Consider the following 24,783-nt stretch of genomic DNA (forward strand, 5'->3'; position numbering starts at 1 on the left):
ATCACGACCTCAGTGGCCGTAAGTCTCCCTCAGCTTCGCAACCGTCGCCGCATCGAGCTTACCGGTCACCTGCACGCCGTGGTCTCGCTGGAAATCCTTGAGCCCTCGCACGGCTCCCTCGGGCAGCTCGGCCATGTCGTCCCGGAGCGGCCCCTCGTAGTAGCCCAGGTTGCGCAGCCTGAGCGCTGCGCCGGGCACCGAGTCCGCCGGCGCGCTCTCGCGCAGGCTGAGAGTCCACTGCTGGCGTGGCCCCTCCGGGTAACTCTCGATCCAGACGACGAGCACCGCGCCCTTTGCGGCTTCCGGTACCTCCAGCTCGAGCTCACCGTTCGGGCCCGTGGTTCCCTCGTGAACGTGACTGTCGACCGTGAGGCGATAGTTCTTTTCCGCGTAGGGCACCATCGCGACGTCCGACAGCTTGAGCCGCAGCGGCCGGGTCCTCGGCGGCTCGTCGTTTTCATCGCTGGAGAGCAGGTCGGCCGAGTCGCAGTTGAGCTTGACCAGCTTGCCGCGCAGGTGCGCATCGTCGTCCAGATCGAGCGAGGCGTTCGGGGAGAAAATCCGGATCTTCTTGGCAACGAGCTCGGCCTCCTCGCCTAGGTCGAGCGCAGGGCCCTTGCCCTTGATGCTCGCCCCGTTCGCTCCGGCCAACGCGAGCACGTTGCCGCCGATCTTCACGCCCTCGGGCGTGAGGGCGATGATGCTGTCACCACATTGCAGGGTGAGCGATCGGCTCGCCGTGAGTACGAGGTTGCCCGCGGCTCCGGTCGTGTGATCGCCGAACACGTAGAAGTCGCTCCGGGACGAATCACCGCGAGAACCGACGGTCACCGCCGCCTGACGCTCCACGTGGAGCGTGTAGGTGTCCTGGCAGAGCGTGACTGCGTCATCCATGAAAACCTCCTTGGATACGCCGCCCACGACGAGCCGCCGACTCCCTCCGATCTCGTTCGTCTGGTCGCGGTCCACGCGCACGGTCTGGTGGCCTTGAACCCGTTCCTCGTGATCGCCGCCGACGCTGCCCCGCCGGCTTCCTCCGATACGCTCGCGTCGCTCACCAGCGACGTGATTGTGCTGGTTGCCGCGCACGTCGGTCTGTTCGTCCTCACCGATGAGCGTCGTCCGGCGCCGCTCGATCCGCTCGTCGAGGTCGCGCTGCGCATGCACGTAGATCTGCTCGTCGCCGGCGGTGTCGTCGAAGCTGAGCTCGTTGGAGCCGGTGGCAGCCGGTGAGCTCTGGGTTCGGAGGCCGCTCCTGAGCTTCTCCCCAGGGAGCTGGAAGGGCGGCGGATGCGTGGCGTTGTACAGGCACCCGAGCACGACCGGGCAGTCGGTGTCCCCGCCGAGAAAGCCGACCAGCACCTCCATGCCCACGCGCGGCACGAACTGCGAGCCGAACGACGCGCCCGCCCAGCTCTGCGCGACACGCAGCCAGGCCGAGCTCTTCTCGTTACGCTGCCCAGCGAGATCCCAGTGGAACTGCACCTTGACGCGCGCGTGCTCGTCGGTGTGGACCTCGTGCCCTGCCGGCCCGGTGACCACCGCCGTCTCGAGGACCTGCCTCGGCTTGCGTTTGGGCGCCCGCGGTCGGAGCAGCGCCGTCGCGGGGATGCACTCGAACCGGTTGCGGTAGGTGCGCTCCGCGGGTCGCCCCGACAGCTCGGGTGTATGGCCCTCGTGGATGACACGGGTCACGGCGTAGGCTCCCTCGATCCCGGGGGAGGCCTCGGCGTTGAGCTCGAAGCGACGCCCCGGCGCGAGCTCGCGTACCCAGCTCTCGCCGCTGCCCACGACCGCTCGGCGCTGGGCCTGCTCCAGGAACGCCCGCGCGCGATCGGGCGTGACATCCGGCGTGTCGTAGTCCGCGTGGTGCTGGTACACCTCCAGCGGTGGCGGCCCGCTCGCCGTGGGCCCGACCCGCTCACTCAGGACCAGGTTTGGCCGGCGGAAGTCATAGTCCCTGAGGTGTACCGAGCTTGGCCTGATGGATCGCTGCAGACCGAACGAGATGATCTCGCGCCCTGTCGGCATGAGGCCCTCCTCAGGACGCAGGACGAGGGCGCCGGACTCGATACCGAACGCTGGGGGATAGTGTGCGGGGTCGTCGAGGAAGATCACGGGAGTGCGGGTTCCCACGGTGCCTGGCGGCGCGTCCGCGAAGCAGAACGCGATCCCCTCTTCGGCCGCGAGCCGCCGAACGAACGCGAGATCGCTCTCGCGGTACTGCACACAGTAGCTCCGGACCGCGTACGTCCGCGAGAGGCGGAGCTCGACCGGGATGGAGGCCTCGGCAAGGACGTGCTGGAGGATCTGCGGCACGGTCTCGTCCTGGAAGATGCGGCTCGTGGTCCGGCGCCGGAGGAGCACGAGCGGGGGAACGAGGCGCAAGTGCCAGGTCGGGCCGGTCCGCGCGATGAACATGGCATCCGCGCGCACCTGGTCGACGAGCGCTTCGATGCGGCGCTCGGCCCCTCGCCCATCGCGCAGGACGAAGGCGGCGAGACTGCCGAGCAGCTCGGCGTCGCGGCCCTCGAGCTCGGGGGTGGCCTGCACGACGAGCTGGAACGAGAACAGCTCGGAGAGCGCCTCACGCCCGCGGAACGAGACAACGCGCAGGTCCGCGGGCGTGAACGCCCCGGCGTGGAGCTCGAAGGGATCGCTGATCACGGGCGCAATGTAACAGGAGTCGCAATGCTGTCTGCAAGGAGCACGTTCGGCGCGCGGCGCTTGTGCCTGGCGTTGCGTTGCGCATGCCAGGAGGGTGCTGGCGCTTCGCCATGCCATCGGTGAGGCCGCGCGGCCTCCCTCTGCCGGGCGGGCGCGTCGGGTCGAGCGGGGGCACGTCGCTGCGCAAGACCTCCGCGCTGTGCCAGGCATCGAGCGAGCTCATGGATGCCGATTGCTCCGGCTCCCACGACGGGCGCGCGTGGCCATCGTCGCTCCTGCGGACCAGCTTCTTGGCGACCCACGGAGCGAAGACATGGGCGACCTCGCTCTCCTGGGCCGAGGGCTTCGCCCTCGCCAGTGCAGTGAAATACGCGACGCACCGGCTCAGCTCGGGCTCGTGGTACGGGCCGCGCATCGCCGAGGGGGTCCGCTTCATCAGGGGAAGCGAGAGCGGAGGCCGGCCTTCCAAACATCAAGCATCTCCGCATTGGCGATTGGTCACCGTGAGCTCGTACAGGCGACGTGCCTGCGGTCCTCGTCCGCCCAAGCCACGGCGGCCTGCTGGCCCAGGAATCGGCGGATGCACACCGTCGCGGCGTGCCGACGGATGTCATCGTGCGCCGGCACGCTCGGAATGTGGCTGCGCCAGGACGATCTTCTGGGACACCGCAAGAGGATCGGGACAGCGGTCGCGCACATGAACCTCCTGCTGCTGGCCGCAGTCGCCTGGACCATCGCGCGGCGGTGGATCGTGAGGAGCGGAGAGCTGTCTTCGACCGCCTGTTCAGCCGCGTTGACTTCGGGGGCGCTGGGGTCCGGGCGACAGGCTTCCGAAGGAGGTGCTAAAGAAGGAGAACGGCGGGAGGCTCCGCCCGTCCTCCTGCTCCCCGCGCCTGGAATCAGGCAGCGGCGTGCAGCTCGTCCATTGCGGCGGCTTGGCAGTTCTCCATGTAGTCTGAGAACCACTGAGTCAGCTCCTCGAAGAGCTGCACAACGCCGATGTCACCCCGCACGAACCGGCACAGGATCTCGTGCTGCTCCGCCACGCCCTCGTGGCCGAGCGCGAGCAGCCGCTCCCCGAGCCGTTTTGATGACTGCGGGCGGATCTTGCGGGCGGGGAGACAGCCCGCCGCCGAGCGCTGCGGGCTGTCCACCTGCTCTTCGTCGTCGCTGCCGAGGGCTCAGGTGCCCGCGGCTTCGACCCGCTGGCGAGCCTGGGGCTCGTGCCCAGCCGCCTCGACGCCGGCGCGCACAGCGGCGGCCAGCGTCCCGTTCGCGAGCAGCGCCTCACGAGCTCGATCGCGCCCGTGGCCGATGTGCTCGCCGCGGAAGGCTAGGTGCGCGCCGTTCTTCTGGATCACCCCGGTCGCGAGGCCGTGGTCGACAAGGTCGCCGGCGGCGTCGATCCCCTTGCCCCAGCGGATGTCGAACTCCGCCTCCTTGAAGGGCGGCGCCAGTTTGTTCTTGACGATCTTGACCCGGGTGCGAGCCCCGACCGTGTCCTCGCCCGCCTTCACGGTCCCGATCCGGCGCACGTCGAGGCGCACGCTCGCGTAGAACTTGAGCGCGTTGCCGCCCGTGGTCGTCTCGGGGCTGCCGAAGACGACGCCGATCTTGTGCCGGAGCTGGTTGATGAAGATCAGGGTGGTCTCGGTCCGGTGCGCGATGCCCGTGAGCTTGCGGAGGGCCTGGCTCATCAGCCGCGCCTGGAGGCCCATGTGCGCCTCGCCCATGTCCCCCTCGATCTCGGCCTTGGGCGTGAGCGCCGCGACCGAGTCGACCACGATCACGTCGACGGCGGTCGAGCGCGCGAGCATCTCGACGATCTCGAGCGCCTGCTCGCCGCTGTCCGGCTGCGAGACGAGGAGCCGGTCGGTGTCGACGCCGATCGCACGCGCGTAGGTGACGTCGAACGCATGCTCGGCGTCGATGAACGCCGCGACACCACCCGTACGCTGGGCCTCGCGCATGGCGTGCAGCGTGAGGGTGGTCTTGCCGGACGACTCCGGGCCGTAGATCTCGACGACGCGGCCGCGCGGGTACCCGCCGACGCCGAGGGAGGCGTCGAGCGCGAGCGAGCCGGTGCGGATGACCCGGATCTCGGGGATGTTGTCACCACTTCCGAGGGACATGAGAGCTCCCTTTCCGAATTGCTTCTCGATGGCGCCGACCACGGACTGGACGGCGCGGGCCCTGCTGACGTGAGCGTTCATGCTGAAGGTCCTTTGCTGAATAGGGGGGTTGGCGAGACAGGAGAGTGCCGCGCAGCAGGCAGGGCCTGCGCAGGCGGGCGCCCTTGCGTGAGCGATCGTCAGGGGAGGCCGCGCTCCGCAGCGTCGAGCAGGTTGTGGATGGTCTCCGTCGCCTTCTCGATGCGGCGGCGCGCCTCGTGCCTGGAGAGAACGCGCTCCTGGACGGGGCGCGTGGCATCTTCGGCCGCGCTGAACCCCTGGTCCACTTGCTCCCGAAGCGCCGTGATCCACTCGCGCATGTAGCTGGCGTCGTCGAGTCGGATGGATCCGTTCGATGGCGGGCGTTCGGTACGGCCGTCCCATGTGTCGTCGTCCGCCGGGTACTGGCGAGTCTCTGTCATGGTGGATTGCCTCCAGAAGAGAGGGCACGGTGTGCGTTGTGATAGCGGGGCGGAGGAGGCTACCCGCCGCGCTCCAGCTGAGAGTGCACGGCGATGTCGCGCAGCAGCTCGCCGGGCGTGGGTCCCTCGTTGTGCGCGATGACCTCGATGACCTTCTCCATCGGCTGCGAGCACAGCTGTGGTCCCCGCACGATGTGTGGGTGGATGCGGATCGGCGGGGCGCGCGGATCTGGCCAGCTGGGCGGCAACGAGGCGTAGGGGATGTCCCTGGGCCAGGCGCGCTCTTCCGAGAGCACCGACTGGTAGCCCTTCGACTCCAGGTAGGTCTCGATGTCGTGGGGAGATACGCATCGTGTGACTGGCTTGCCGGGGAGCGTGGCACTCATGCGGTGCTTGGGAGCTCCGAGGTTCATCGGCCCCCCTTTCGCTTACGCATGCGCGCGAGCAGCTTGCGAGCCCGGCGGAGCCGGCTGACGGCGGTTCCGTGGTGCAGGTGCAGCACGCTCGCGATCTCGGTGCCCTCATGACCTAGAGCCGCCAGGGCGAGCACCTCACGCGCCCAGAGCGGCATCTGCCAGAGCGCGAGGAGCGCCTCCATCTCGGCACGCGCCTGGAGTTGCGCCTCGAGATTCAGACCCGCGACGTGGCGCAGAGGACCGACCGGCTCGTGGTGCAGGACCTCATGACGCACGTACGCGCTCTCGAGGTAGTGCGTCGCCTGCCGCCAAGCGACACCGCGGAGCCACCGGCGGAGTACCTGCCGAGCGTTCACAGCCGGGTCGGGACGATACCGGCCGGCCTCGATGGCCTTCCAGGCGCCCAGCACGACCGCCTGTGCGACGTCGGCGCTGTCGCGCGCGGGGACGCCGCAGGTGATGAGCGTGGCCACGATGAAGGGCCGCTCCGCCATGACTGCCGCGATGTTCGGTCGGGCCGGGGGATGTAGCCCGGTGGGTGCGCGGTGGGCCCCGTTCCGCCCGCGGCTCACCCACCCCTCTCGGAGTTCCGGTCGCAGTCGGCCATTCCGGGCGCGCTCAGCCGGCCGTGAACTGGGGCGCTGGCCTCCTGGGCGGCCCGTCTGGCCATGGCTGGCGACGAGCCGCGCGGGGCGGCGGCGGTGTGCCGGATGCCTCGGGCGCGAACGCCCATGACTCCCGACGCGTACGAGCGGAAGCCGTACAGCCCCAGCAGGCTGCGAAGTGCGGCGGGCAGCCGGATCGCTTCGGTGTCGGTCAGGGAGGGCGGATGGGAGTGAGGGCGCCGGCGCGAAGGCGCACGGCTCCCTTGGCCCGCGGACGGCGGGCGGACTACAATCAGCATGTCGCAACCTCGCTAGATGAGGTTTCGGCCACGCAGCCCGGGCGATTGCAGTCGCCGCGGGCTGCACTACTTCAGACTGAGACGAGCGCGCTGCTGCGTCAGGGGAAGATTTGGCAGCACGCAAGAACTGCAAGAGCGAGAGTGATGCAGCTTCGAGACCAGCCCGAAGCTGCGGTCGTTTCAATCCTCCTCAGGCAGCATGATGGTGATTACGGGCTCGGCGTTGTCGCCGGGACCGCAGACCGCCTTGAGCTCCACCAACGAGGGCTCGGCGGAATCGGTAACCACGTACAGCGAGAAGATGATCTCGTTTGCTTCCGGTGCACGCAGGGCCGCAGCGCGGAACATCCACAGCACATCCCAGAGTCTGCCGCGCTCGTCGTTGCGGGCCCGCAGCGCAGCCGGAGTCAGCACGACGTAGCGGTTCCAGACGGAGTGCGTCACGGCGACGGGAAGCTTGATCCCCATCTCCTGGGCCGTTGACGCCACGTCCATCAGGGTGCCATCCGCGATGGCCTGGGCGCGCGTGTACGCCTCGATGACCTCGAACTCGAGTTCGTCGTTGTCCGGCATCTTGCTTTCCTCCGGCTGGGATTACGTGGCGCCGGCCAGGAGAGAGACGCTTTCTCCTTTCGCGAGCTCTGCGCCGCCGAGGCGCACGTAGTGCGCGGCCCTGGCCCGGAGCGGTGAGGTCTCGGCCACCTCGCACTCGATGGCCACCGTCCAGAGCCGCACCCCGAGCGCCAGGCCCTCGCGGAGGGCTGCTTCCTGAGCCGCCTGGTTCCCGTCCACGCCGTCGGTGACGAGGATGACGTCGGCGCCCTGATGGCCCCGCCGGGCGAGCTGCCGGACCTGCTGCACGGCCATGCCGAGCGCGAGGCCGATGGCCGTTCCTCCTCCGAGGAAGTGGCGCACCATCCGCAGCACGGCCTCCGTGTCGCCGGGCTTGATGGCCTGGACCACGGTGGAGGTCGAGTAGTGGACCACGGCGACCGGCCGCTTCTCATCGAAGGCGACGCGGCAGAGCGCGACCGTCGCGGCTTTCGCCCACTCGTTCCGGGCAGCGTGCATGCTCCCGGACTCGTCGAGCGCGACCACGAGCGGCCCCTTCGACTTCTTCGCCTCCCCTCGGACGGCGTACTGCGCTGCCCGGCGGGAGGCGATCCGCTCCAGGACGACCGTCTCCAGGACGGGCTCCATGAGCAGGACCTGCTCGGCCGGCAGCAGACGGGACACGTCGTTGCCCTGCTCGACCGAGTAGACTTCCGCGGGCACACCGTGGACTCGGTTAGCGTGGGCGCCCCGCAGGGCTGCGTACATGCGGCCAGCGAGGCGAGCGATGCGCTCGACCTGGTGGAGGTCCCCGTGGGCGAGTTCGACGTCGCGGGCGTGGGTCCACGCCGCGCTGACGTCCCAGCCAAACCCGTCGGCAAGATGCTCGGTGCGCCGGGCCTGCGCATCGAACGCTGACCACATCTCCCGGGCGACGCCGCGCAGCTCGAACGGCGACGCCCCGGGGCGCAGGGCAGGGAGGCAGGCCCACAGCCGCTCGAAGGCGTACGCCGCTGCCACGTCGTCGGACGCGAGCAGCGCGGCGTGCTCCACCGGCGCGGTGTCCTGCGCCGCCTCGGCGAAGGAGCCCGCGAGCGGCTCGCTCCCTGCCCCGACGATCGCGTTCCAGAGGTCCCCGGCCGCAGCGGCATCCTGGTCCGCTGCAACCGCCACGGCGCGGTGGGCGCGCCGAGCCTGGAGGAAGGTCCCCATCGCGACCTCCTACAGGGCGTAGCGCTTCGCCAGGTCGGCCTTGAGCGCGTCGTGGACCTTCTTCAGCTCGTCGAGCTTCGGCTGGATGCGCGCCTGCGCGCGGCGAGACACGCCCTCCTTGAGCTGCTCCTGCACCCGCTTGGCCGCGTCGGTGATGTCGGCGGCGAGCTTGGGGAGCGCCTCCAGGTAGGCCGCCGCCTCTGTGGGCCGGTGGGCGTAGGCGCGCAGGGCTTCATCCACGACCGTGATCGCCTTGGCCACCGCGCTCCGGTCCACCGTGTCGAGCACGGCGACGACTCGAGCGCGATCGTCGGGCTTCTGCCAGAGGCCGTACCGGAGCACGGCGAGGTGATCGAGCTCGACCTCGGCGCAGTCGTCGAGCCAGGCCGCGGCGCGGAGCACGCGGGTGAGCGCAATCCAGCGCCGATCGGAGACGACGATCCCGTTGACCTTGAGCTCGTTCCGGATCCGGAGGAGCTCCTGCACGATGCGCTCGGGCAGCGTCACCCGGCCGACGTCTGCCCGCGCCACGTCCCATTCGGCGAGTTTGATCTGAGCCGAGGCCGTGTAGGCGGGCGGCGTCGCGACGAGCTGCATCCAGGTCGCATCGGCCTGCACGTACTCGACCAGATCGCGCAGCAAGAAGCGGTCGTACACCGCCGCCAGGTTCTCCTCCTCGGGCAGCTCGTTCGAGGCGCCGACCAGCATCCGCAGCGGGATCGGCCGGCCCTTGTAGAGCCGCTCGTTCATCGCTGACAGGAAGGCGTTCAGCACCGAGTCGGACCCCTTGAACACCTCATCGAGGAAGGCGCACTCGACGCCGGCGAGCCGGCCGTCGAGGTTGCGCTCCCAGAGATCGTTCTTCAGGGCGCTGAGCTTCACCGGCCCGAAGTACTCGTCCTCGGTTCCGAACTTGGTGACCAGCGTTTGGAACTTCCGCGCATCGGGGAAGCACGACAGGAATCCGAAGAACAAGGCGCTCTTCGCCGTGCCCGGAGGTCCCACCAGCAGCGCGTGATTGCCCGAGAGGGCAGCGAGCAGGATGCATTCGACGGCGTTCTCGCGCTCCCGGAAAGTGGCAAGCAAGCTGTCGCGCACGGTCCGGAACCTGTGCCGCACAGAGGTCATATCAACCGAATTGTTGGTCGTCGACTTCATCATCACCTCATGTGTCTTCGCAGCGGGCATGCTGCGCCGGTGCCTCGCCGCGGTGTCACCCACGGCGAGGCGTTTCCCCTTCGAGCAATCCTGGCTCTCTCAGTCGTTGACCACGGGGATGGTGAACGACACGCCATCACCGCCATCGAGCTGGAGCTGGAAGCTGTGCTGGAGCTCTTTGACCCGCGCCGTGATCCGGTCAGCGACACCGGCGAGGACGCCGCGGTAGAGCTCGGCCTTGGCCGTCAGCTCCTTGCAGAGCTCGACCCGCCGAGCGAGCGCGTTGTGGCGCATGCCCTCCGAGGCCGCCTTGTCGAGGTCGGCGATGAGCTCCGCGACGTCCGCCTCCAGCGCGCCCTGCGCTGCCGCCCTGGCGACGGCAACGTTGTCGGGCGCGTCGTGCATCTCAATCCGGATGGGCTTCACGCCGAGTTGCTCGAGCCCCGGCCGGAGCCGTAGCCATGCACCGCAGGTGGACGGCGGCAGCAGGTAGAACCCGCCTCGATCCCGCAGCGGCACGCCGGAGAGCGCCTTGGCCGCCGCCACCATGGCGAAGGAGATGTCGCGCGTCTCCGCGTGCGCGACGAGGTGGTTTCCGTGTGCGGCCATGGCCTCGGCGTGCGCGAGGGCCTCGGCGATCGAGGGCGCGCCGTCGGGCGGCAGGCCCACGAGGGTGCCCGTGTGCCGGTCGACCCGGCTGCGAGCGCCGCAGACGTACTCGTCGCCGGCCTCGCCTTCGCGGGTCCTCTGCACGTAGATGCCCACCGCGGCGCTCGTGTCGCCCTTGGGCCGCGCGAAGGGCCGGACGAGGATGCCGGCCGGGCGCTTCACCTCGGCTGCGGCCCGCGAGAGCGCGGTGGCCGGTTCCATATCCGGGATGAGGTGGCCGAGCCCCTCGGTCGCGAAGACGCGGCGAGCGGCGTCGCGCGTCACATCGATCCGGTCGGTGTTCCAGGAGATGAGATCGCCGATGTGGCGACCTCCCGCGGCGGCGAGTCGCCGCTGGGCGCGCTCGAGCGTCGCCGGTGCGCTGTTCATGGCGTAGACTCCTTGTCGTAGAGAGCGTGTGTTGAGGAGGGGAGCGGGCGCTGTGCGGATCGAACCGCACGCTGCCCAGAGCAGCGGTCCACCAAGGGACCGCGGGGATTGCTAGGCCGAGAACGCAGCTTCGGTGAGAGCCTCGGCGAGCCATCCCGCGCTGCGAGGAGCGGCTGGCGCTGCGTTCGTGCGATCCGGGCGTGGGGCGTCTTGGATGCGACGTCCCGGGGAAGTTGAAGCCGGAACCGGCCGGTCCTTCTTAATGGCAGGCGCCGGGATGCTGACATTGAGGACGTGGGCGGACTCGCTGGCTGGCACCACCTGCGAGTAGAGGCTCAGCCCGCCACGCCCCTGGCGCCATCGAAAGTGGAGTCCGGTCCGGTCCACCCAGCTCACCAGATCAGCGAACTGCCTCGGAAGAACCTCCGCGACCTCGACCAGCTTCTTGCGGGGCAGGTGTACCGCGAAGGCACGGCTCACCAGACTGATGTGCTGGATCGTCCCATCCGCGAGCAGGTCGCCGAGGAGGACGTTCAACTCCAGCAGCGCCGCGCTTTCCCGCCAGACTGCCGTCATCGCAAGCCGCTGCGCTGCCGCCAAGACGGCTTCGCGACGGGCAGCCTGATGACGCAGGGTGTGAGCTTCCGCTCGATGCTGGAAGAGCGCGCGAACCCGTGGGGCGGCTTTCTCGTCGGGCTGGCCGGCCAGCGCCCAGAGCTCGCTGGCGTCGACGCCGAGCAGCACCGCGAGCTCCTCGTCGTGCTCGGCAACGTAATTGCCGATGTTGTGCGACCCGGGCTCGAGCGCGCGAAGAACGCGCTCGAGCCCTGCCAGGCCGCTACGCCGCCCGGCCATGGACGATCACGACCTCGTCGGGGTTCGTCGGCTCCGGAAGATCCAGATCCGGCGAGGGGACCGGCAGCTGGTCGGGCCGCCTCCTCGCCTTCACCAAGTCGCGGGCGAAGTCGTGATCGGGGCTGTTGCCCAGCGCGGCGCGGCGCAGCCGTCGGGCGACGGCGAACGGATTCATGCTGCGCGGCACGCGCAGCGAGGCGGTCCCGAGCGACAGGAGCAGACGGCGCTCGGCCAGGGTCGAGGGGCGGAGCGTACGACCGTTGACGCGCATGAGATGTCCTTTCTCCAAAAACGGAAAGGCGCCCGGAGCACGAGCGCTCGTGCCAGCGGACGCCCTGAGGAATGTGACCTTGTAATGTGATGAATCGGCAGCGCCGCTGTAGACCGAGCACGGCTCGACGATGCAGTCGGTACGGTCTGTCGGCAATCTTCTTACTGGATGATGCAGAGGTCGAGCATGGAGCTGAATCCTCCGCCGCGACCTCCAATGATGATGTGGTCGACCAGAGGAATGCTCACGAGGTCAGCAGCCCTCTTCATCGCCGTCGTGAGCGCGATGTCCTCCGGGCTGGGCATCGGATCCCCGGACGGGTGGTTGTGCACGAGGACGAAAGCGCTGGCGCCGGCACGGATGACCGGCCGCAGCGCGTCGGCGACGGTGAGCGCGGCGCCGTGCCTCCCGCCCCGTGCCACTTCGAGCTCGGCCATGAACTCGTTCCGGCCGTTGAGCGCGATGCCGAGCATCACCTCGTGAACGAGCCCGCCCAGCCGGTCGGCGTAGATGCGGGCAATGTCCGCCGAACACGAGAACTTGTGCTTCGGCAGCGAGGGGTAGCCGCTACGGACGAGCTGCTGCAACGCCAGGACGGCGCTGCGCTGGACACTCGTGAGCCCGAGCCGCTCCAGCTCGTGCTCGCTCAGGTCTCTCCAGCCGCCTGCGGCGCGGGCGAGCCGGTCCGCGATGCGCCGACTGCGCAGCACCGTGCGGAGCAGCTCGTCCTCAGGCGCGGCCAGGGCGCCCCCGAGCTGCACGCCTGGGCGCTGAGCCCCGAGGCCAGCCTCATCGCGGCCAGCCGGCATGGCCGTCGCGCCAGTAGGGCTCGTCGTCCTCGTCGAACAGGGACCGCTGGCCGTACGGCGAACCGTAGCGCGGCGTGCTGGGTGGCACGGACGGGCCCATGTGAATGCGTGGCGCCGGGCTCTGTCGTGCGGCGAGCATGAAGATCGGCCGGTTCCGGTCGACGATCAGGATGCCGGTGAACGCTGCGCCGTCGACGCTGAAGAGCTCGACACCGGGCGGCGGCGTTCCCGCCTCCCGGAGCCAGTCGAGCATGCTCGCAGCCGTCGGCACGCGCCGGGGCAGACCGTGCCGGAGAAGCTCCAGCAGGGCCTCGCCGATCAGCTCGCTCACCGCGACGGCCAGATCGCCTCCGAGACGGCCGCGACCAGGAGGCCGGCGACGGCAGCGGCGGCGCCCTTCTTCACGGACTCGTTCGCGAACACGCGGAGGACATAGGAGGAGACAGCGGACGTGGCGTTCTCGTTGGTCTGGGGCATGGGGATCTCTCCATCAGCGCCGAGGAGGGCGCAGTTCGATCTGGACGGAACGGAAACGGGGACCTGGACGAAGGGCCGCGGTGGAAAGTAGTCGCCTGGGCGATCAGCCCATACAGGCGAGGAGCACCCGCCCGGCCATCGCGAGGATCGCGGCGGCGAGGCGCAGCGCCTTGACGAGAGGCTTGCAACTCTTCATCGGTCAATCTCTCGAGCGTGGACCTCCTTCGTAACTATTATTCCTTGTGATCCCGATGGATCGCACCAGATCTGTCGTGTCGGTCAGCCTGTGCGAGTACGACATGCACCCAATGCACGCATGCCGCATCCGGATGTATTCTCCGCACCAGGACCAGACCAATGTATGACGTCAAACCGGCGTCGAAGAGTCGCACGGAGTGTGCGCTCCGGAAGATGATCTCGGCGTCACGCAAGGAGTATGACGGGCTTCGTCAATTCATGTATGTGCGGTGACCGGAGATTCGACCGACTGGCATCGGTTCGGTGTCTTCGTGAGCACATTCAGAACAGGACAGCATGCATAAGCAGCGCGGTGCGTGGCAGCGAGCTGCAGTGCTGCGCCAGGAACGACACTGCAGCTCCGAGGGAGAAAGAATACCGTCATGCCGACGTTTTCGCCATCCATCCGGATGCGCTGTACGCCTGCGCCCCGCGGGCATGCAGGCTCATCATTCATCTCGGACGCGAACGCCCTCCACTTCCTCCGTGGCATGCTGTTGACGCTCCCGTTAGATGATGGTTGGGGCCGCTTTTCGCTCACGCAGGATGATGGCTCGCTCACGCGCGCGATGGCCATCGCCCGCCCATCCGGTGCCCGGAGCCCCCGCCGGAGGCTCCGTCCGCCCATCGCCCGCGCGACGTGGCCGCCGGGGCGCGCAGGGCGCGTCAAGGGCGGCGCAGCCGCCGAGCCCTGCGAGGGAACCCTTGACGCGTCCGAGCACCCCGGCACGCTCAGGGCGCGATGAGCCGACCATCACGCCCGTGATTGGGGCCCGCTCACCGTCGCGATGGTCATCAGCCAGCCCGAGAGAGAAAGCATCAACCAGCTTGATTCTCAACACATGCCCGCGACCCTGTGCCCCTCAGGAGCGGTCGCGCAGGAGGGAGGTCACCCGCCACGGGTAGGGCTGACGCCGCGGGACGCCCGCTGCCGAACCTCACCAGTCTGGGATCTATCCCGGCGCGGTGATAAACAAGAGGCTGCTGATGCTGCGCTCGATCAAGATGACGGTCGTGAACGACCGCAACCTCGTACCCGACGCCCAGGAGGCAGAGCGTCGCGAAGAGACGTTGCGTCGCGTTCCTGTGGGCCTGTCAAGGCCCAGCGAGGTGATGCGTGGAGAGGAAAAGCACCGAGCGCCTGGCAGGAGGCCGGCGCGGGCGGGTGGTCAAACTGTGAAGACTTCAGTGCTCTCAGCTGAACATACTGGCAGTGGCCGAGAGTGCGTGCATGCGTACATCCGCAGCATCACTCCCACCGCGAGCCCCCTGTAGCCATGGCGGTGAGTTCGGAGGCCCTCGCCCTCTCGCGTCAGCTCTTCGAGGACCGGACTGCCCGCAGGGCGCAGCTCGGAGGTGACAGAGATCATTCTGATGACGCCTGTGCGGAGGACAGCTTCACGGAGCAGGTCACCGACATCCTGTGCGAGGTCGGGGCGCTCACCACGGTGTCAATCTGCCGGCTGGAGCGACGGCATGGGAACGCTCTCGTCAAGGTGAACGCGTACGAGATTGACGAGGACGAGCGCCGGCTCGACCTCGTCGTGACGCGGTTCCAGGGCACCGCTGAGCCCGAGCCTGTCCCGCGTGCGGAGGTGGAACGCCTGGCCAGGTCTGCACTGCGTTTCGTCGCGTTCTCGCGGCGAGATCTGGCGCGCCAAGCATGCGACGAAGGACCCGTACGCGACATGGTGCAGCGGGTCGGCGAGGCGATGTTCGATACTGTCAGGCTCACGCTCGTCACCGACGGCGTCGCTCGCGAGCTCGAGGACCAGCGGGGCCTGCGGGCTGCTGCGGGGTCGCTTGGTATCGAGCTTCACGTATGGGACATCGAACGCCTGGCGAGAAGCATCGCGTCTGGCAGGGCACGAGAGCTCATCGAGGTCGACCTCGAGCGGAATCCTGGCGGTCCCGTGCCGTGCCTTCCCGTGGAGAGCGAGGGGAGACAGCGGTCCTACCTGGCGGCCCTGCCTGGAGCCCTTCTCGCACGTCTGTACGACGACTTTGGCGAGCGTCTCCTCGAGCTCAATGTGCGTTCCTTCCTGCAGGCGCGCGGCAAGGTCAACAAGGGAATCCGTGAGACGCTACTGCGAGAGCCGGGCAGGTTCTTTGCATATAACAACGGCTTGACCGCCGTTGCCCAGGACGCGAGGGTGACGCGGCGTGAAGACGGCACGACGGCTCTTGCATGGCTCCGTGGCCTCCAGATCGTGAACGGAGGTCAGACGACCGCCTCGATCCATCGTGCCGCCAAGCGGGACATGGCAGATCTTTCGCGGGTGTTCGTGCCCGTCAAGCTCACGATCGTTGACGGCGAGAATGTGGATCTCATCGTGCCCAGGATCTCGCAGTGCGCCAACAGTCAGAACAAGGTCAACGATGCGGACTTCTCGGCAAACCACCCGTTTCATCTGAATCTCGAGCAGCTCTCGCGCACGACCTGGGCGCCTGGCGAGAAGACTCGCTGGTTCTACGAGCGCGCGAGAGGACAGTACCAGGTGGCACGCGCGCGGGCCGCCGTGACGCCTGCCGCGCGGAAGCAGTTCGATCTCATGCATCCGCCAACTCAGGTGTTCAGCAAGACCGACGTGGCCGTGTTCGAGCACTGCTGGTCGTGCCTTCCGCATGTCGTGAGTCGCGGTGCGCAGAAGAACTTCCAGGAGTTCATGATCCGCAGGTCGAGCATGCCAGCGACGGTGGATGGGCACTCCTTCAGGATACTCGTGGCCAGGGGAATCATCTTCCGCGCGGTGCGGCATGCAGCTGCCGCTGCGCGCATTGGTGCTTACCGAGCCAATATCGTTGCCTACACGGTTGCTCTCCTGTCGCACCGACTGGGAGACCGGATCGATCTCGAGCGAGTGTGGGCCGTACAGCGGATGTCCTCCTCCCTGGAGGACGCGGTACGCGCAACTTTCCCGGCTGTCGAGCGGGCAATCATCCGGGGAGCGGGCTCCCGAAACGTCACCGAGTGGTGCAAGAGCCGGGACTGCTGGGATATCGTGAAGAACCTTGAGATCGAGCTGCCGGACGAGCCCATCCCGGAGTTCACCTCGCCGAGATCTCGGGCGACCCCATGAGCAGCGGGACCGGGGCAGAACCGTCGCCGCATTCGAATTCATGGCTTCTGCTTGCGTTCGGAGATGAGCGCCAGCACGAGGGGAACGAGGGATACAACGATGAGCCGGCGCATTCCTACCGGTACGACAGCTTCGTTCCGAACTCACGTCAGATCCGCGAGGGCGATCTTGTACTGATCCGGGATGCATCGGCATTGCTCGGCCTGGCACGTATCGTCACCATCGTGCGCGATGAGAGTCATCGGAAAACGGTCAGACGATGCCCTGCATGCATGAAGACGACACTCAAGCGTAGAGTTGCCCTGTCGCCTCCGTACAGATGTCACTCCTGCAAAGCAGAATTTGATGTCCCGGTCGAAAAAGAGATCGGTTGCACGGCGTTCGAGGCCCGCTTTGGATCCACGTTCGTACCCACTCCAGGAACCATTCCGCTCGAGGCGCTCAGGCGAGCCTGCCCGGCTTACAATCGGCAGCTCGCGATGCAGAGGATCGCACTTGAGAGCATCAGAGCGGCACTCCTCTCTGGAGTTCCTGCTGTGGGAGCGCTGCTGCATGAAGATGGCCGTCGGATCGAGAATGCAGGAGGGGAAAACGCCGTATCCGGGACCCTGGGGGTCGCGCAGCCCATCGAGATCGATGCACATGCCGACCCTCGCGAGCTGGCGATCCGCCAGATACGTGCCCGTCGCGGGCAGCCTGCGTTCCGGGAGGCACTGCGCCGCCGGTTCGGTGATCGATGCGCCGTCACTGGCTGTAGCCTCGTCGAGCTGCTCGAGGCGGCCCACATCCTGCCCTACAGGGGCGTCCATACCCAGGTCGAGACGAACGGCCTTTTGCTCAGAGCTGACATTCACACGCTCTTCGATCTGGATCTCATGGGAATCGACCCGGCGGGCCTCGAGGTACAGTTTCATCCGGCCGCGATGGCCGCTGGTTACAGTACCCTGGCAGGCCGCCGGCTGCTCTGCCCGGGAGGGCGCCCGGATCCCGCCGCGCTGAAGGCCCGGTGGCGGCGATTCCTCGAGCGTCTACGCATGCCGCGATGATCGTGGCCACCAGGGATCACGAGACCGTTGATGTGACGGTGAACTTCGTCCTGTTCGGAAGCAGATTCGCGGGTGGCAGGAGGGTGAAGCCGATGGCAGGAGGTCCCCCTTTTTCGCCGGGCGCCCTGCACGGGTACACCAGCATCACCCCTTGATGAGGATCCATCAGCTCGAGTAGTTCCGGCGACGCTTCCTGGTCGGGCGTGGCGCCGATCAGCTTGCTGGCAACGGCTCGGTGCGCCGGATCTGAGAACGCCTTGTACCGGCCGTCGCCACGGAACTCATCCCTTGCACGCTCTGCGACGCTCAAGCGCTGGCCTGCACAGGTCCACGGGGCATGCATGCTCTCGACTTGCGGGAGAATGATCCGCCACTGCAGGATACCGGGATCACCCATCTTGCCACCGAGAAAGTTCAGTACCGGCTCGAACATCCCGTGTGCTGCAGGTGTAGACCACTGGAATTCACGGAGGAAGCGCAGTACACCAGCGGGTGTCCATGTCCCCACGACGGCGTCGATGTTCCTCGTGGCCCTCCCGAGCTTGATCCAGAATCGTCGTGACGACGTCTCGCAGCTCTCGAGCATCTGTTCCAGGAGCCTGGCGTTCTTCTCGTCTCCGTGCGGCACGAGCGTCCTCTCGATGAACTCGCCGCCGAAGTTCAGGGCCACCAGGCGAGCGTTGCACATCTTGTTTCGCGCGGTTGGCAGGAGCAATCGGCTCGCGACGAGCGGAGGCACCTCCCTTGGAAGGAGACGCGGGTCCCGTTGCTGCGAGTACTTGCGGAGGTCCTCCCTGAACTCCTCCTCATCCATGCAGATGGACCGGAATGCCTCGTTGAGATCAGCCGTCTTCCGGGCTCCGTCTGGTTCCTGCGTTCCGATGAACACGCGCACGAGGTCGCGATACCCCTGCCGGAACCCGAACCATCTTCCCATCTGCATGAGGGTGTCCGCGGTCTTCACCCTGCGGCGATAGTAGCTGATCGTCAGGCCCTCGACCGTGTAGCCGCGCGACAGCTTCGTGCCGCCGACGACGATCCGCCACACGCGGCCGGGGGCATCGAAGTCGGGCGCCCCCTCGTCGATGTGGTTGCCATCGCCGTTGACGATGCATGCCCCCGTGCTCCCGATCAGATCCAGGACCTTCCCCAGGTACGGGTGGAGGTCGGCGTAGGTACCCGGTAACGGCAGTGTGGCCCCCTTGGCGTGGCTCACTGGCAAGAAGTCTGTCTCGAGGAGACGTTGCAGGCGTTCCCGTCCCTGTCGGGACGTGTACCCTGCCTCTTCCAGCAGCCGGACCACGAGGTCGTAATCATCGCGATGGTCAGCCTGTCGTGGCGAACGGTGGACCAGCATCGTGTGGTGACGTGTAGTGCGTACTCCACGATCCTGCCGGTAAAGCTTGATCATGCCAGAAACGATGAACGAGTCGATTGCGCGCAGAAGGTTCCCGGGCTCCTCGTCGTTTCCGACGACGCGGCGAATGTAGGCTCGCTCGTTCGACTCGTATCCTTCGGGTTGAACTCCGAAGTCATAGAAGTCGCGAACGCCCATGTAGCCCTGAGGGCGCAGGAGAGGAATGATGTAGTCCTTCGGGAAGAGATCCTCCTCGTCATCTGGATTGATGAAGACGTTGGCGAACGGGGTTGCGGTGTAGCCGATGTACTGCGCCCGGGGCAGCTGCTGGAGTAGCGCCACGATCTCCCGGTTCGTGGCCGTGCGCTGCCTGTTCTCATCGGTCGTACGGGATGTGTCGATGGACGCCTGATCGGACTCATCATCGATCACGATCGCCGGGACCTGATGGAGTGCACCGCGCAGCGCTCTCAGATCGGCCGCGAGCTTGCGCAGCACGAGTGGATGCTTCTTCACGACGAGAAGACGCGCCTTGACCTTTGCCAGGTTCGTAGGATCGTTGTAGCGGCGACCGGGGATGTGGGTTGTGAACTCGAGCGCCTCGATGCCCCGACCGAGCCTCCTGTAGTCCTCGTGTGAACCAGTCAACCGTTGCCAGTCGAAGAGCCCCTCCTCGCTCGGCAGGCATCCATGCGAGACGAAGCTGTCCCAGTCGGCATCATGAGCATAGTCGTGCTCGGCTCCCTCCTCGACGTAAGAAGCGATGATCTCCTTGCCTATGAGATCCTTGTCGATCCGGCGCTGGGTCTGGTTCCGGAGGATGTCAAGCGTGCCGGCCAGCACGATGAACAGTCTGTAGCCAAGGTCTGCTGCCTTCGCGATGACGGCCGTGAAGTTCGCTGTCTTGCCGCTCTGCACATAGCCGACGACAAGCCCCTTCGTCCGGTAGATCTCGCGCCGTGTGGGGTCGGATAGCCTCTCCACGATCAGGTCGGTGATCGTATCGAGCTCGATGATGCTGGTTTCCGGCCAGCCTGCCCCGCGTAGCTGGTTGCAGTAGGTGTTCCAGTAGAAGAACCTGCATGCCTTCTTCACGCTCGGGTTCAGCCACTCCTGATGCTCATCCGCGATCACGACGGGCTCGTTCACATCCAGCCGCGGAGGGATCACGGCGTCGCACCGGGAACGAAAAGCCGCATCCACTTCGAGGAGATCGTAAATCCGGGTGCGTCTCTCAAGAGAGTTCGGGGGCGTACCCGCTGCCCAGGCAGGCGCTGGAAGGTGATCCCAGCGGTGGAGATACCTTGCGAGCAGGAGTGATGACCGGGCACCCGGCTCCTCGTCGAGGAGAGCCGTCTGCGCACGATCGATCTGCTGCTCATCGATGGTGATGTGATACCTGGCCGCAGCCTGCCTGAGAGACGCCCGGATCCCCTGTGGACCGGGTTCCCGCTCGTCGTCTCCCATCGCTCTGAACGCATTCTCGATCAGCAGATTGTCATCCATGCACGCTCACTCCTCGATCCTCTTCATCGCGATCCGCAGTGCTGCGTCGATCTGCTCAAGCCGTGCTTCATGCTTCTCGTTTCTACGTTCGCGGTCGAGATCTTCGCGGAAGAGGAAGAAAAGCAGCATTTTCACCAGCGGTGCATCTGTGGCCGATGCGGGGCGCCCCTCCAGGATGCGCTTGCGGTACTGCTTGTTCAGCTGTATCACCTTCCTCGTGGAGTCGAGCCTGAACAGACGCCCTTCATCGATCTCGCTCCACTCGAATCCCACCTCGCGCGTCCGGTTCTCGCCGGGAGCCAGCAGAGCTTTCAGCTTCTCGCGGTCGGCGGACGCAATGCCTGATCCGGGCACGAGCGGGTAGCTGGTCGGATCCTGGCGCTCCTTTCTGCGGTAGATCTTCTGCGCCTCGTTCAGGTACTGCTTGAACCTGAATCCCGTGCGATCGGTGGACTTGTGGAGCGCATCGACGAAGCTCGGTGGAACCTTGACGCTCGCCTTCTGTACGTCCAGGCTGAAACCCGAATCGTACTGCGGTGGAAGGTCGACCATCACCCGCGCGAGCGACAGGTGTGGCTCCGCGGCCGTACGGAGGCCATTCCATCCACCCGCCTGGATCAACCGATCATTTCTGTAGAAGTAGATTCCCTGCCGCTTTGCCGCATCGTCGAGCTTGTAATTCCTGGAGGTCGCATTGGCAGGCCAGATATGCGCCTGGAGGTCGAGGCGACCGATGCCGGGAAGCTCGACAAGGAACGTTCTGATCGGGAATCTAGATTCGTGAGGGTCGTAGCCGAACGGATCGAGGCAGTCGACACGCCGGGTGACCCCGCACTTCCCGTCACCTTCGTGGATGACGTCGATCTGGATACGGAGCCTTTCGTTCTCGAGGAAGCGGTGAAGATGCAGTCCCAGGTGATGGCGCAGCTTGCTGGTCAGCCGGTCGATGGTGACCTCGACACCTCCACGAGCTCCCTTGATGCGATCGAGGTCGCTCCAGCTCACGACGGTGCCGTGCTCGCGGAGGTCGAGATCCGCGTGGCACTCATCAAGCAGGCGGGCTGCCTCGGTCTGTTTCAGTCGATCGCATCGCCAGTCGTCCGCGAGGCCCTCGACGGTCCACCGCATCGCATTCGCCTCTCCCCCCTTGCGGGACGCAACTGTCAAGGATGTCGCCTGGCTGAGTGAGGCGATCTTCATTCCCATCCCGAACTTGCCCAGCGATTGCGGCGTCTGCTCGGTCTCGGCGCCGAAGCGCATCGCCTCCGCCAGCTGGGAGCGGTTCATTCCTCCGCCATCATCGACGATACGGACAGCCGTTAGCTCGTCTTCGCTACGGACCACCTGGACATGGATGCTGTGTGCTTCGGCGGCAATGGAGTTGTCGATGATATCTGCAACGGCCTGCTCGAAGCTGTATCCAATTGAACGTAGCGCACCGACAAGTCGCTTTGCATTGGGCGGTATCCGCGTGCGATCCGTGCTCATCCGTAACCGTGCTCCTGTTCAACCATCTCCTTGCACATCATCCCCGCGTGCCGGCTCCGGGCGTCGTCGCGCACGAGAGGGCAGAGCCGAGCGCCGCTTTTGCGCGCTCGTCGCGGTCTCGCGGTGCAGTTCCGGCCACCTGGCACGGAACCCGACCTGGGTCATCACGTGCGCAGCAATGGCCCACGCGAGCACAGGCGGGACGGCGTTCCCGATCTGGGTGAAGCAGTCGCCCATGTTGCCGCTGAACTCGAAGGCATCGGGGAATGATTGCAGCCGTGCAGCCTCGCGTACCGATATCGCGCGTGCCTGATCGCTGTCATAGTGAATGTGGGAGTAAGCGTCCCTCGACAGGTGGGCCGGCACGGTCCACGACGGGCGGTCGGCGTTGAGCTTCCGCCACTTGTCGACGAACTTCGCCTCCGGATAGGGCGGAACTATGCTTCTCCGGAGTTCCTCGTAACCGGGGGTCCCCTCCGCGGGAGCGTTGCCGGAGCTGGCGCGTCTCGCCAGCTCCTCCTGGAACCGCTCGCGGGCGATGCGCATGGCCTCCGGGTATCGATCGTCGGCCTCCATCCGCCGGAAGGTCTCGAAGTCTCGCGGAGTCCGCCGGATGACATGATCCTGCACGCCAGGGGGCACGTCGAGCCCGGGCCAGGCCCGCATCAGCCGCGCGAAGGTGGATGCGGGGTGATGGTCATACGGCCGGAAGACACGGAAGTCCTCGACGCGTCCCGGTGGCCTCGGCTCCGACAGGTGGTCGATGATGCGGGGCAGGTCGTCGATGGCATCCCTCGTCGTCGTCGCGGTCAGCTGCGCGCGAACGAGCGGAACCTCGAGCTGGAAGTGGGGCATGAAGGGGAGCGATAGCGTGATCGCCTCGGGCGGCCGCAGGTACCCGGAAGGCAGCTCGACCCTGTGGGTTGGCACGGGGGCGGAGGGGAGCAGACCCAGGTCTCCGCGAATCCCGATGAAGAAGAGTCGTTCCCTGAACTGAGGTACGCCATACCAGACCGCGTTGAGCAGCGCGTATCCCACGCGGTACCCGCACGAGGCGAGATCTCCCGCCACGATCTCCGCCAGGTTGTTGCCACGTACCGAGAGCATCCCCGGCACGTTCTCCATCACCACGGCCGGCGGCTGCCAGTAGCGCGCTGCCGACACGAACCGGAGATACAGCTCGTTGCGGGGATCATCGGCCTCTGGATCATCGGCAAGGCTGGCGAGCTTCGCCCGTCCGACGCGGGAGAACCCCTGGCAGGGTGGTCCACCGACGAGAATATCTGGCCCCTTCGCTTGCGGGGCAACGCTCTCGAGATCAAGGTCCTCGAGATTACCCTCGTCTCCGAGGAACACCCGCGGAGGCTGCCGAGGCTGGAGGAGCGAGAAATTGCGCCGGAAAGTCCGGCCAGCTGGCTCGCTGGCATCGACGGCGGCAAGAATGCGCGCTCCTGCCGCACGGAACCCCAGGGAGAGCCCTCCTGCACCGCTGAACAGGTCGATGACCGTCGCGGTCCGTCTGCTCATGATTCCCGTGCGGTGGTGGCCCTCGAGCGCTTGCGCGGCAGCTGGATGCGGAACGTGGCCCCCTTTCTCCGCCGATCGAGCACGAGCGAGATGGCGCCCCCGTGCGAGGTGACGATGTTGCGTGCGATGGTGAGCCCCATGCCAGCTCCATCGTGCCCGGAGACACCCGGCTCGAACAGCTTGTCCTCGAGCATCGCGAGCACGCCTTGCCCGTTGTCAGAGAACAGGAACTCGAGGCAGTCCCCGCTCTCGCGAACGGTGGCGCTCATGCGGAGCGTGCGACCAGTGGATCGCCATTCCAGCGAGTTGCGTACGAGCACGTTGACGAGCGATGCGAAGATCTCGGGTCGCATCTCGGTGCGGAGCAGCACGCCCTCGGGAGCGTGGACATCGAGCTGGGCGTCCTCCTGATCGAGCATGGGTCCGAGGGCGTCGCGAACTCTGCAGAGCTCGACCGGCACGTCGAGCCCGCGTCGCCGCCTCGCGGCACCGGACCCGGCCGACGCGACAAGGCTGAGCTGCCCTGAGACCAGATCGAGCATCGTATCCAGCTCGGCGACGCTCATCGCGAGGGACGCGGGATCCGCCGCCGCTCTCCGGCCGAGTGCTGTCCGGAGCGATGTCACGCGTTCCCGCAGGCCGGCAATCCCAACATTCACGCTCCGGCCAAGCATCGATGCCGTGTGCCCCAGGGCCGCGAGGTCGGAGTAGCCATCGAGCATTCTCCGGTGCGTTGCCTCTCGCAGGGCGATCTGGGAACGAACCCGGTCCGCCGTGCGCTTCAGCTCAGCACCCAGGTCGCCGCTCGCCTGGCGAGCGAGGCGTTCCAGGGTGTCGGAGAGCCCGGTCAGATCCTGTGAACCGGAAGCGTTCGATGGTCGCCGCTCGGGCCGCTTCCCGCCAGGATGCCGCACGGCCTGCCGCTCGGCCTCGAGGGCCTGCAGCGCGTGCAGGACGAAGCGCTGCAGGTCAGCGAACGCATCGTTGTGGATGAGTCCCTCGCGGTTGGTCTGGTCGCGGAGCTCGGGGTTACGATCCGCCGAGATCTCGACGAACCCGACGACCTGGTTGTTGCTCAGGCGCACCACAGGATTGTTCACCCTGCGCTGATCGAGGCGCAGCCAGTCGTCGTGCGGCTCGCCGTAAGGCCAGATGCGGAAACCGTCGCGGTACACCGATATGCCGGACCACTCGCGCAGCCACGCGCGTACTTCCATCCTTGGCCCGATGCGCGCGATCGCATCCGTCTCCAGGTCGAAGGCGAAGAAGCGCGCACGCACGGGACCGCAGCGGAGCGGTTCATGACCCGTCCAGGCCTGCTCGATCGCCTGTCCGCCATTCAGCCGGAGCGTGACCTTCGCGACTCCGTCGAACTCGGCCTCTATCTGGTACGGAGCCTGGTCCATGAAGCCCGCGACCACCTCGCCCGAGTAGTCCGGGAACTCGTCCGATTCGATGACCACGCGGAAGCCCTTCGTAGCTGTTCCGAAGGGCGACACGAGGCGCGACAGGCGTGTCGAGAGCCGTCGGAAGAGGCGCTCGTTCCAGATCGCGCGTAGCCCGGAGAGGCGCAGGACCGTCCCGCTCGAC

General features: G+C 66.9%; 21 protein-coding genes. 2 read left to right on the forward strand and 19 right to left on the reverse strand.

Annotated features, from left to right (window positions below; translation table 11 throughout):
* Window positions 1-9: 9 nt before the first annotated feature.
* The 15 genes from tssI to WME82_RS43940 all read right to left on the reverse strand — a co-directional run bounded on the left by tssI (window position 10) and on the right by WME82_RS43940 (window position 12,952).
* The gene (gene tssI / locus WME82_RS43870; RefSeq protein WP_438040157.1) at window positions 10-2,667 is read right to left on the reverse strand and encodes a type VI secretion system tip protein TssI/VgrG; all 2,658 of its coding nucleotides are present in this window, start codon (window positions 2,665-2,667) and stop codon (window positions 10-12) included.
* 899 nt (window positions 2,668-3,566) lie between these two features.
* Window positions 3,567-3,821 (reverse strand): hypothetical protein, encoded by a 255-nt coding sequence (locus WME82_RS43875; protein WP_438040158.1) that lies wholly within the window; start codon window positions 3,819-3,821, stop codon window positions 3,567-3,569.
* 27 nt (window positions 3,822-3,848) lie between these two features.
* Window positions 3,849-4,880: a recombinase RecA gene (gene recA, locus WME82_RS43880; RefSeq protein WP_438040159.1), complete on the reverse strand. Its 1,032-nt coding sequence runs from the start codon at window positions 4,878-4,880 to the stop codon at window positions 3,849-3,851.
* A gap of 98 nt (window positions 4,881-4,978) precedes the next feature.
* Window positions 4,979-5,260, reverse strand: coding sequence for a hypothetical protein (locus WME82_RS43885; protein WP_438040160.1), 282 nt, complete (start codon window positions 5,258-5,260; stop codon window positions 4,979-4,981).
* 59 nt (window positions 5,261-5,319) lie between these two features.
* Window positions 5,320-5,673: a hypothetical protein gene (locus tag WME82_RS43890; RefSeq protein ID WP_438040161.1), complete on the reverse strand. Its 354-nt coding sequence runs from the start codon at window positions 5,671-5,673 to the stop codon at window positions 5,320-5,322.
* Window positions 5,670-6,170, reverse strand: a complete 501-nt coding sequence (locus WME82_RS43895) for an RNA polymerase sigma factor (RefSeq protein WP_438040162.1) — start codon at window positions 6,168-6,170, stop codon at window positions 5,670-5,672. The genes WME82_RS43890 and WME82_RS43895 overlap by 4 nt, the downstream gene beginning before the upstream one ends.
* Window positions 6,171-6,760: 590 nt before the next feature.
* Entirely contained in the window at window positions 6,761-7,153 is a 393-nt protein-coding gene (locus WME82_RS43900) for a DUF6573 family protein (protein WP_438040163.1), read from the reverse strand.
* 21 nt (window positions 7,154-7,174) lie between these two features.
* A complete protein-coding gene (locus WME82_RS43905; protein ID WP_438040164.1) occupies window positions 7,175-8,344 on the reverse strand; it encodes a vWA domain-containing protein in 1,170 nt (389 codons plus the stop codon).
* Between the two features lie 9 nt (window positions 8,345-8,353).
* Complete coding sequence (locus WME82_RS43910) at window positions 8,354-9,472, reverse strand: AAA family ATPase (RefSeq protein WP_438040165.1); 1,119 nt, start codon at window positions 9,470-9,472, stop codon at window positions 8,354-8,356.
* Window positions 9,473-9,601: 129 nt separating this feature from the next.
* The gene (locus WME82_RS43915; protein ID WP_438040166.1) at window positions 9,602-10,540 is read right to left on the reverse strand and encodes a hypothetical protein; all 939 of its coding nucleotides are present in this window, start codon (window positions 10,538-10,540) and stop codon (window positions 9,602-9,604) included.
* Between the two features lie 111 nt (window positions 10,541-10,651).
* Window positions 10,652-11,395 (reverse strand): hypothetical protein, encoded by a 744-nt coding sequence (locus tag WME82_RS43920; protein WP_438040167.1) that lies wholly within the window; start codon window positions 11,393-11,395, stop codon window positions 10,652-10,654.
* Window positions 11,379-11,666: a hypothetical protein gene (locus WME82_RS43925; RefSeq protein ID WP_438040168.1), complete on the reverse strand. Its 288-nt coding sequence runs from the start codon at window positions 11,664-11,666 to the stop codon at window positions 11,379-11,381. The genes WME82_RS43920 and WME82_RS43925 overlap by 17 nt, the downstream gene beginning before the upstream one ends.
* A gap of 161 nt (window positions 11,667-11,827) precedes the next feature.
* Window positions 11,828-12,427 (reverse strand): JAB domain-containing protein, encoded by a 600-nt coding sequence (locus WME82_RS43930; RefSeq protein ID WP_438040169.1) that lies wholly within the window; start codon window positions 12,425-12,427, stop codon window positions 11,828-11,830.
* A gap of 28 nt (window positions 12,428-12,455) precedes the next feature.
* Window positions 12,456-12,806, reverse strand: coding sequence for a hypothetical protein (locus tag WME82_RS43935; protein ID WP_438040170.1), 351 nt, complete (start codon window positions 12,804-12,806; stop codon window positions 12,456-12,458).
* On the reverse strand, window positions 12,803-12,952 hold the full coding sequence (locus tag WME82_RS43940; RefSeq protein ID WP_438040171.1) for a hypothetical protein: 150 nt from the start codon (window positions 12,950-12,952) through the stop codon (window positions 12,803-12,805). Before WME82_RS43940 ends, WME82_RS43935 begins: the two co-directional genes overlap by 4 nt.
* 1,514 nt (window positions 12,953-14,466) lie before the next feature.
* Between WME82_RS43940 and WME82_RS43945 the strand changes: the two genes are divergently transcribed.
* Together WME82_RS43945 and WME82_RS43950 are read left to right on the forward strand one after the other, a co-directional pair.
* A complete protein-coding gene (locus WME82_RS43945) occupies window positions 14,467-16,269 on the forward strand; it encodes an AIPR family protein (RefSeq protein ID WP_438040172.1) in 1,803 nt (600 codons plus the stop codon).
* Window positions 16,266-17,315, forward strand: a complete 1,050-nt coding sequence (locus WME82_RS43950) for an HNH endonuclease (RefSeq protein WP_438040173.1) — start codon at window positions 16,266-16,268, stop codon at window positions 17,313-17,315. The genes WME82_RS43945 and WME82_RS43950 overlap by 4 nt, the downstream gene beginning before the upstream one ends.
* Window positions 17,316-17,331: 16 nt before the next feature.
* Here the strand turns inward: WME82_RS43950 and WME82_RS43955 are convergent, their stop codons facing one another.
* Genes WME82_RS43955 through WME82_RS43970 form a run of 4 tightly spaced genes read right to left on the reverse strand, consistent with a single transcriptional unit; the run spans window position 17,332 to window position 24,614 of the window.
* The gene (locus tag WME82_RS43955) at window positions 17,332-20,178 is read right to left on the reverse strand and encodes a Z1 domain-containing protein (RefSeq protein ID WP_438040174.1); all 2,847 of its coding nucleotides are present in this window, start codon (window positions 20,176-20,178) and stop codon (window positions 17,332-17,334) included.
* 6 nt (window positions 20,179-20,184) lie between these two features.
* Window positions 20,185-21,666 (reverse strand): ATP-binding protein, encoded by a 1,482-nt coding sequence (locus WME82_RS43960; protein ID WP_438040175.1) that lies wholly within the window; start codon window positions 21,664-21,666, stop codon window positions 20,185-20,187.
* Between the two features lie 18 nt (window positions 21,667-21,684).
* Entirely contained in the window at window positions 21,685-23,193 is a 1,509-nt protein-coding gene (locus WME82_RS43965) for a DNA cytosine methyltransferase (RefSeq protein WP_438040176.1), read from the reverse strand.
* Window positions 23,190-24,614 (reverse strand): sensor histidine kinase, encoded by a 1,425-nt coding sequence (locus tag WME82_RS43970; RefSeq protein WP_438044987.1) that lies wholly within the window; start codon window positions 24,612-24,614, stop codon window positions 23,190-23,192. The genes WME82_RS43965 and WME82_RS43970 overlap by 4 nt, the downstream gene beginning before the upstream one ends.
* Window positions 24,615-24,783 lie beyond the last annotated feature (169 nt).

Source organism: Sorangium sp. So ce128 (assembly GCF_051525245.1).
GTDB classification, from domain to species: domain Bacteria; phylum Myxococcota_A; class Polyangia; order Polyangiales; family Polyangiaceae; genus Sorangium; species Sorangium cellulosum_B.

Coding starts and splice junctions, on each gene's coding strand:
- recA (WP_438040159.1), bottom strand. CDS start 4,880: ATGAACGCTCACGTCAGCAGGGCCCGCGCCGTCCAGTCCGTGGTCGGC.
- WME82_RS43885 (WP_438040160.1), bottom strand. CDS start 5,260: ATGACAGAGACTCGCCAGTACCCGGCGGACGACGACACATGGGACGGC.
- WME82_RS43890 (WP_438040161.1), bottom strand. CDS start 5,673: ATGAACCTCGGAGCTCCCAAGCACCGCATGAGTGCCACGCTCCCCGGC.
- WME82_RS43895 (WP_438040162.1), bottom strand. CDS start 6,170: ATGGCGGAGCGGCCCTTCATCGTGGCCACGCTCATCACCTGCGGCGTC.
- WME82_RS43900 (WP_438040163.1), bottom strand. CDS start 7,153: ATGCCGGACAACGACGAACTCGAGTTCGAGGTCATCGAGGCGTACACG.
- WME82_RS43905 (WP_438040164.1), bottom strand. CDS start 8,344: ATGGGGACCTTCCTCCAGGCTCGGCGCGCCCACCGCGCCGTGGCGGTT.
- WME82_RS43910 (WP_438040165.1), bottom strand. CDS start 9,472: ATGACCTCTGTGCGGCACAGGTTCCGGACCGTGCGCGACAGCTTGCTT.
- WME82_RS43915 (WP_438040166.1), bottom strand. CDS start 10,540: ATGAACAGCGCACCGGCGACGCTCGAGCGCGCCCAGCGGCGACTCGCC.
- WME82_RS43920 (WP_438040167.1), bottom strand. CDS start 11,395: ATGGCCGGGCGGCGTAGCGGCCTGGCAGGGCTCGAGCGCGTTCTTCGC.
- WME82_RS43925 (WP_438040168.1), bottom strand. CDS start 11,666: ATGCGCGTCAACGGTCGTACGCTCCGCCCCTCGACCCTGGCCGAGCGC.
- WME82_RS43940 (WP_438040171.1), bottom strand. CDS start 12,952: ATGCCCCAGACCAACGAGAACGCCACGTCCGCTGTCTCCTCCTATGTC.
- WME82_RS43945 (WP_438040172.1), top strand. CDS start 14,467: ATGGCGGTGAGTTCGGAGGCCCTCGCCCTCTCGCGTCAGCTCTTCGAG.
- WME82_RS43950 (WP_438040173.1), top strand. CDS start 16,266: ATGAGCAGCGGGACCGGGGCAGAACCGTCGCCGCATTCGAATTCATGG.
- WME82_RS43955 (WP_438040174.1), bottom strand. CDS start 20,178: ATGGATGACAATCTGCTGATCGAGAATGCGTTCAGAGCGATGGGAGAC.
- WME82_RS43960 (WP_438040175.1), bottom strand. CDS start 21,666: ATGAGCACGGATCGCACGCGGATACCGCCCAATGCAAAGCGACTTGTC.
- WME82_RS43965 (WP_438040176.1), bottom strand. CDS start 23,193: ATGAGCAGACGGACCGCGACGGTCATCGACCTGTTCAGCGGTGCAGGA.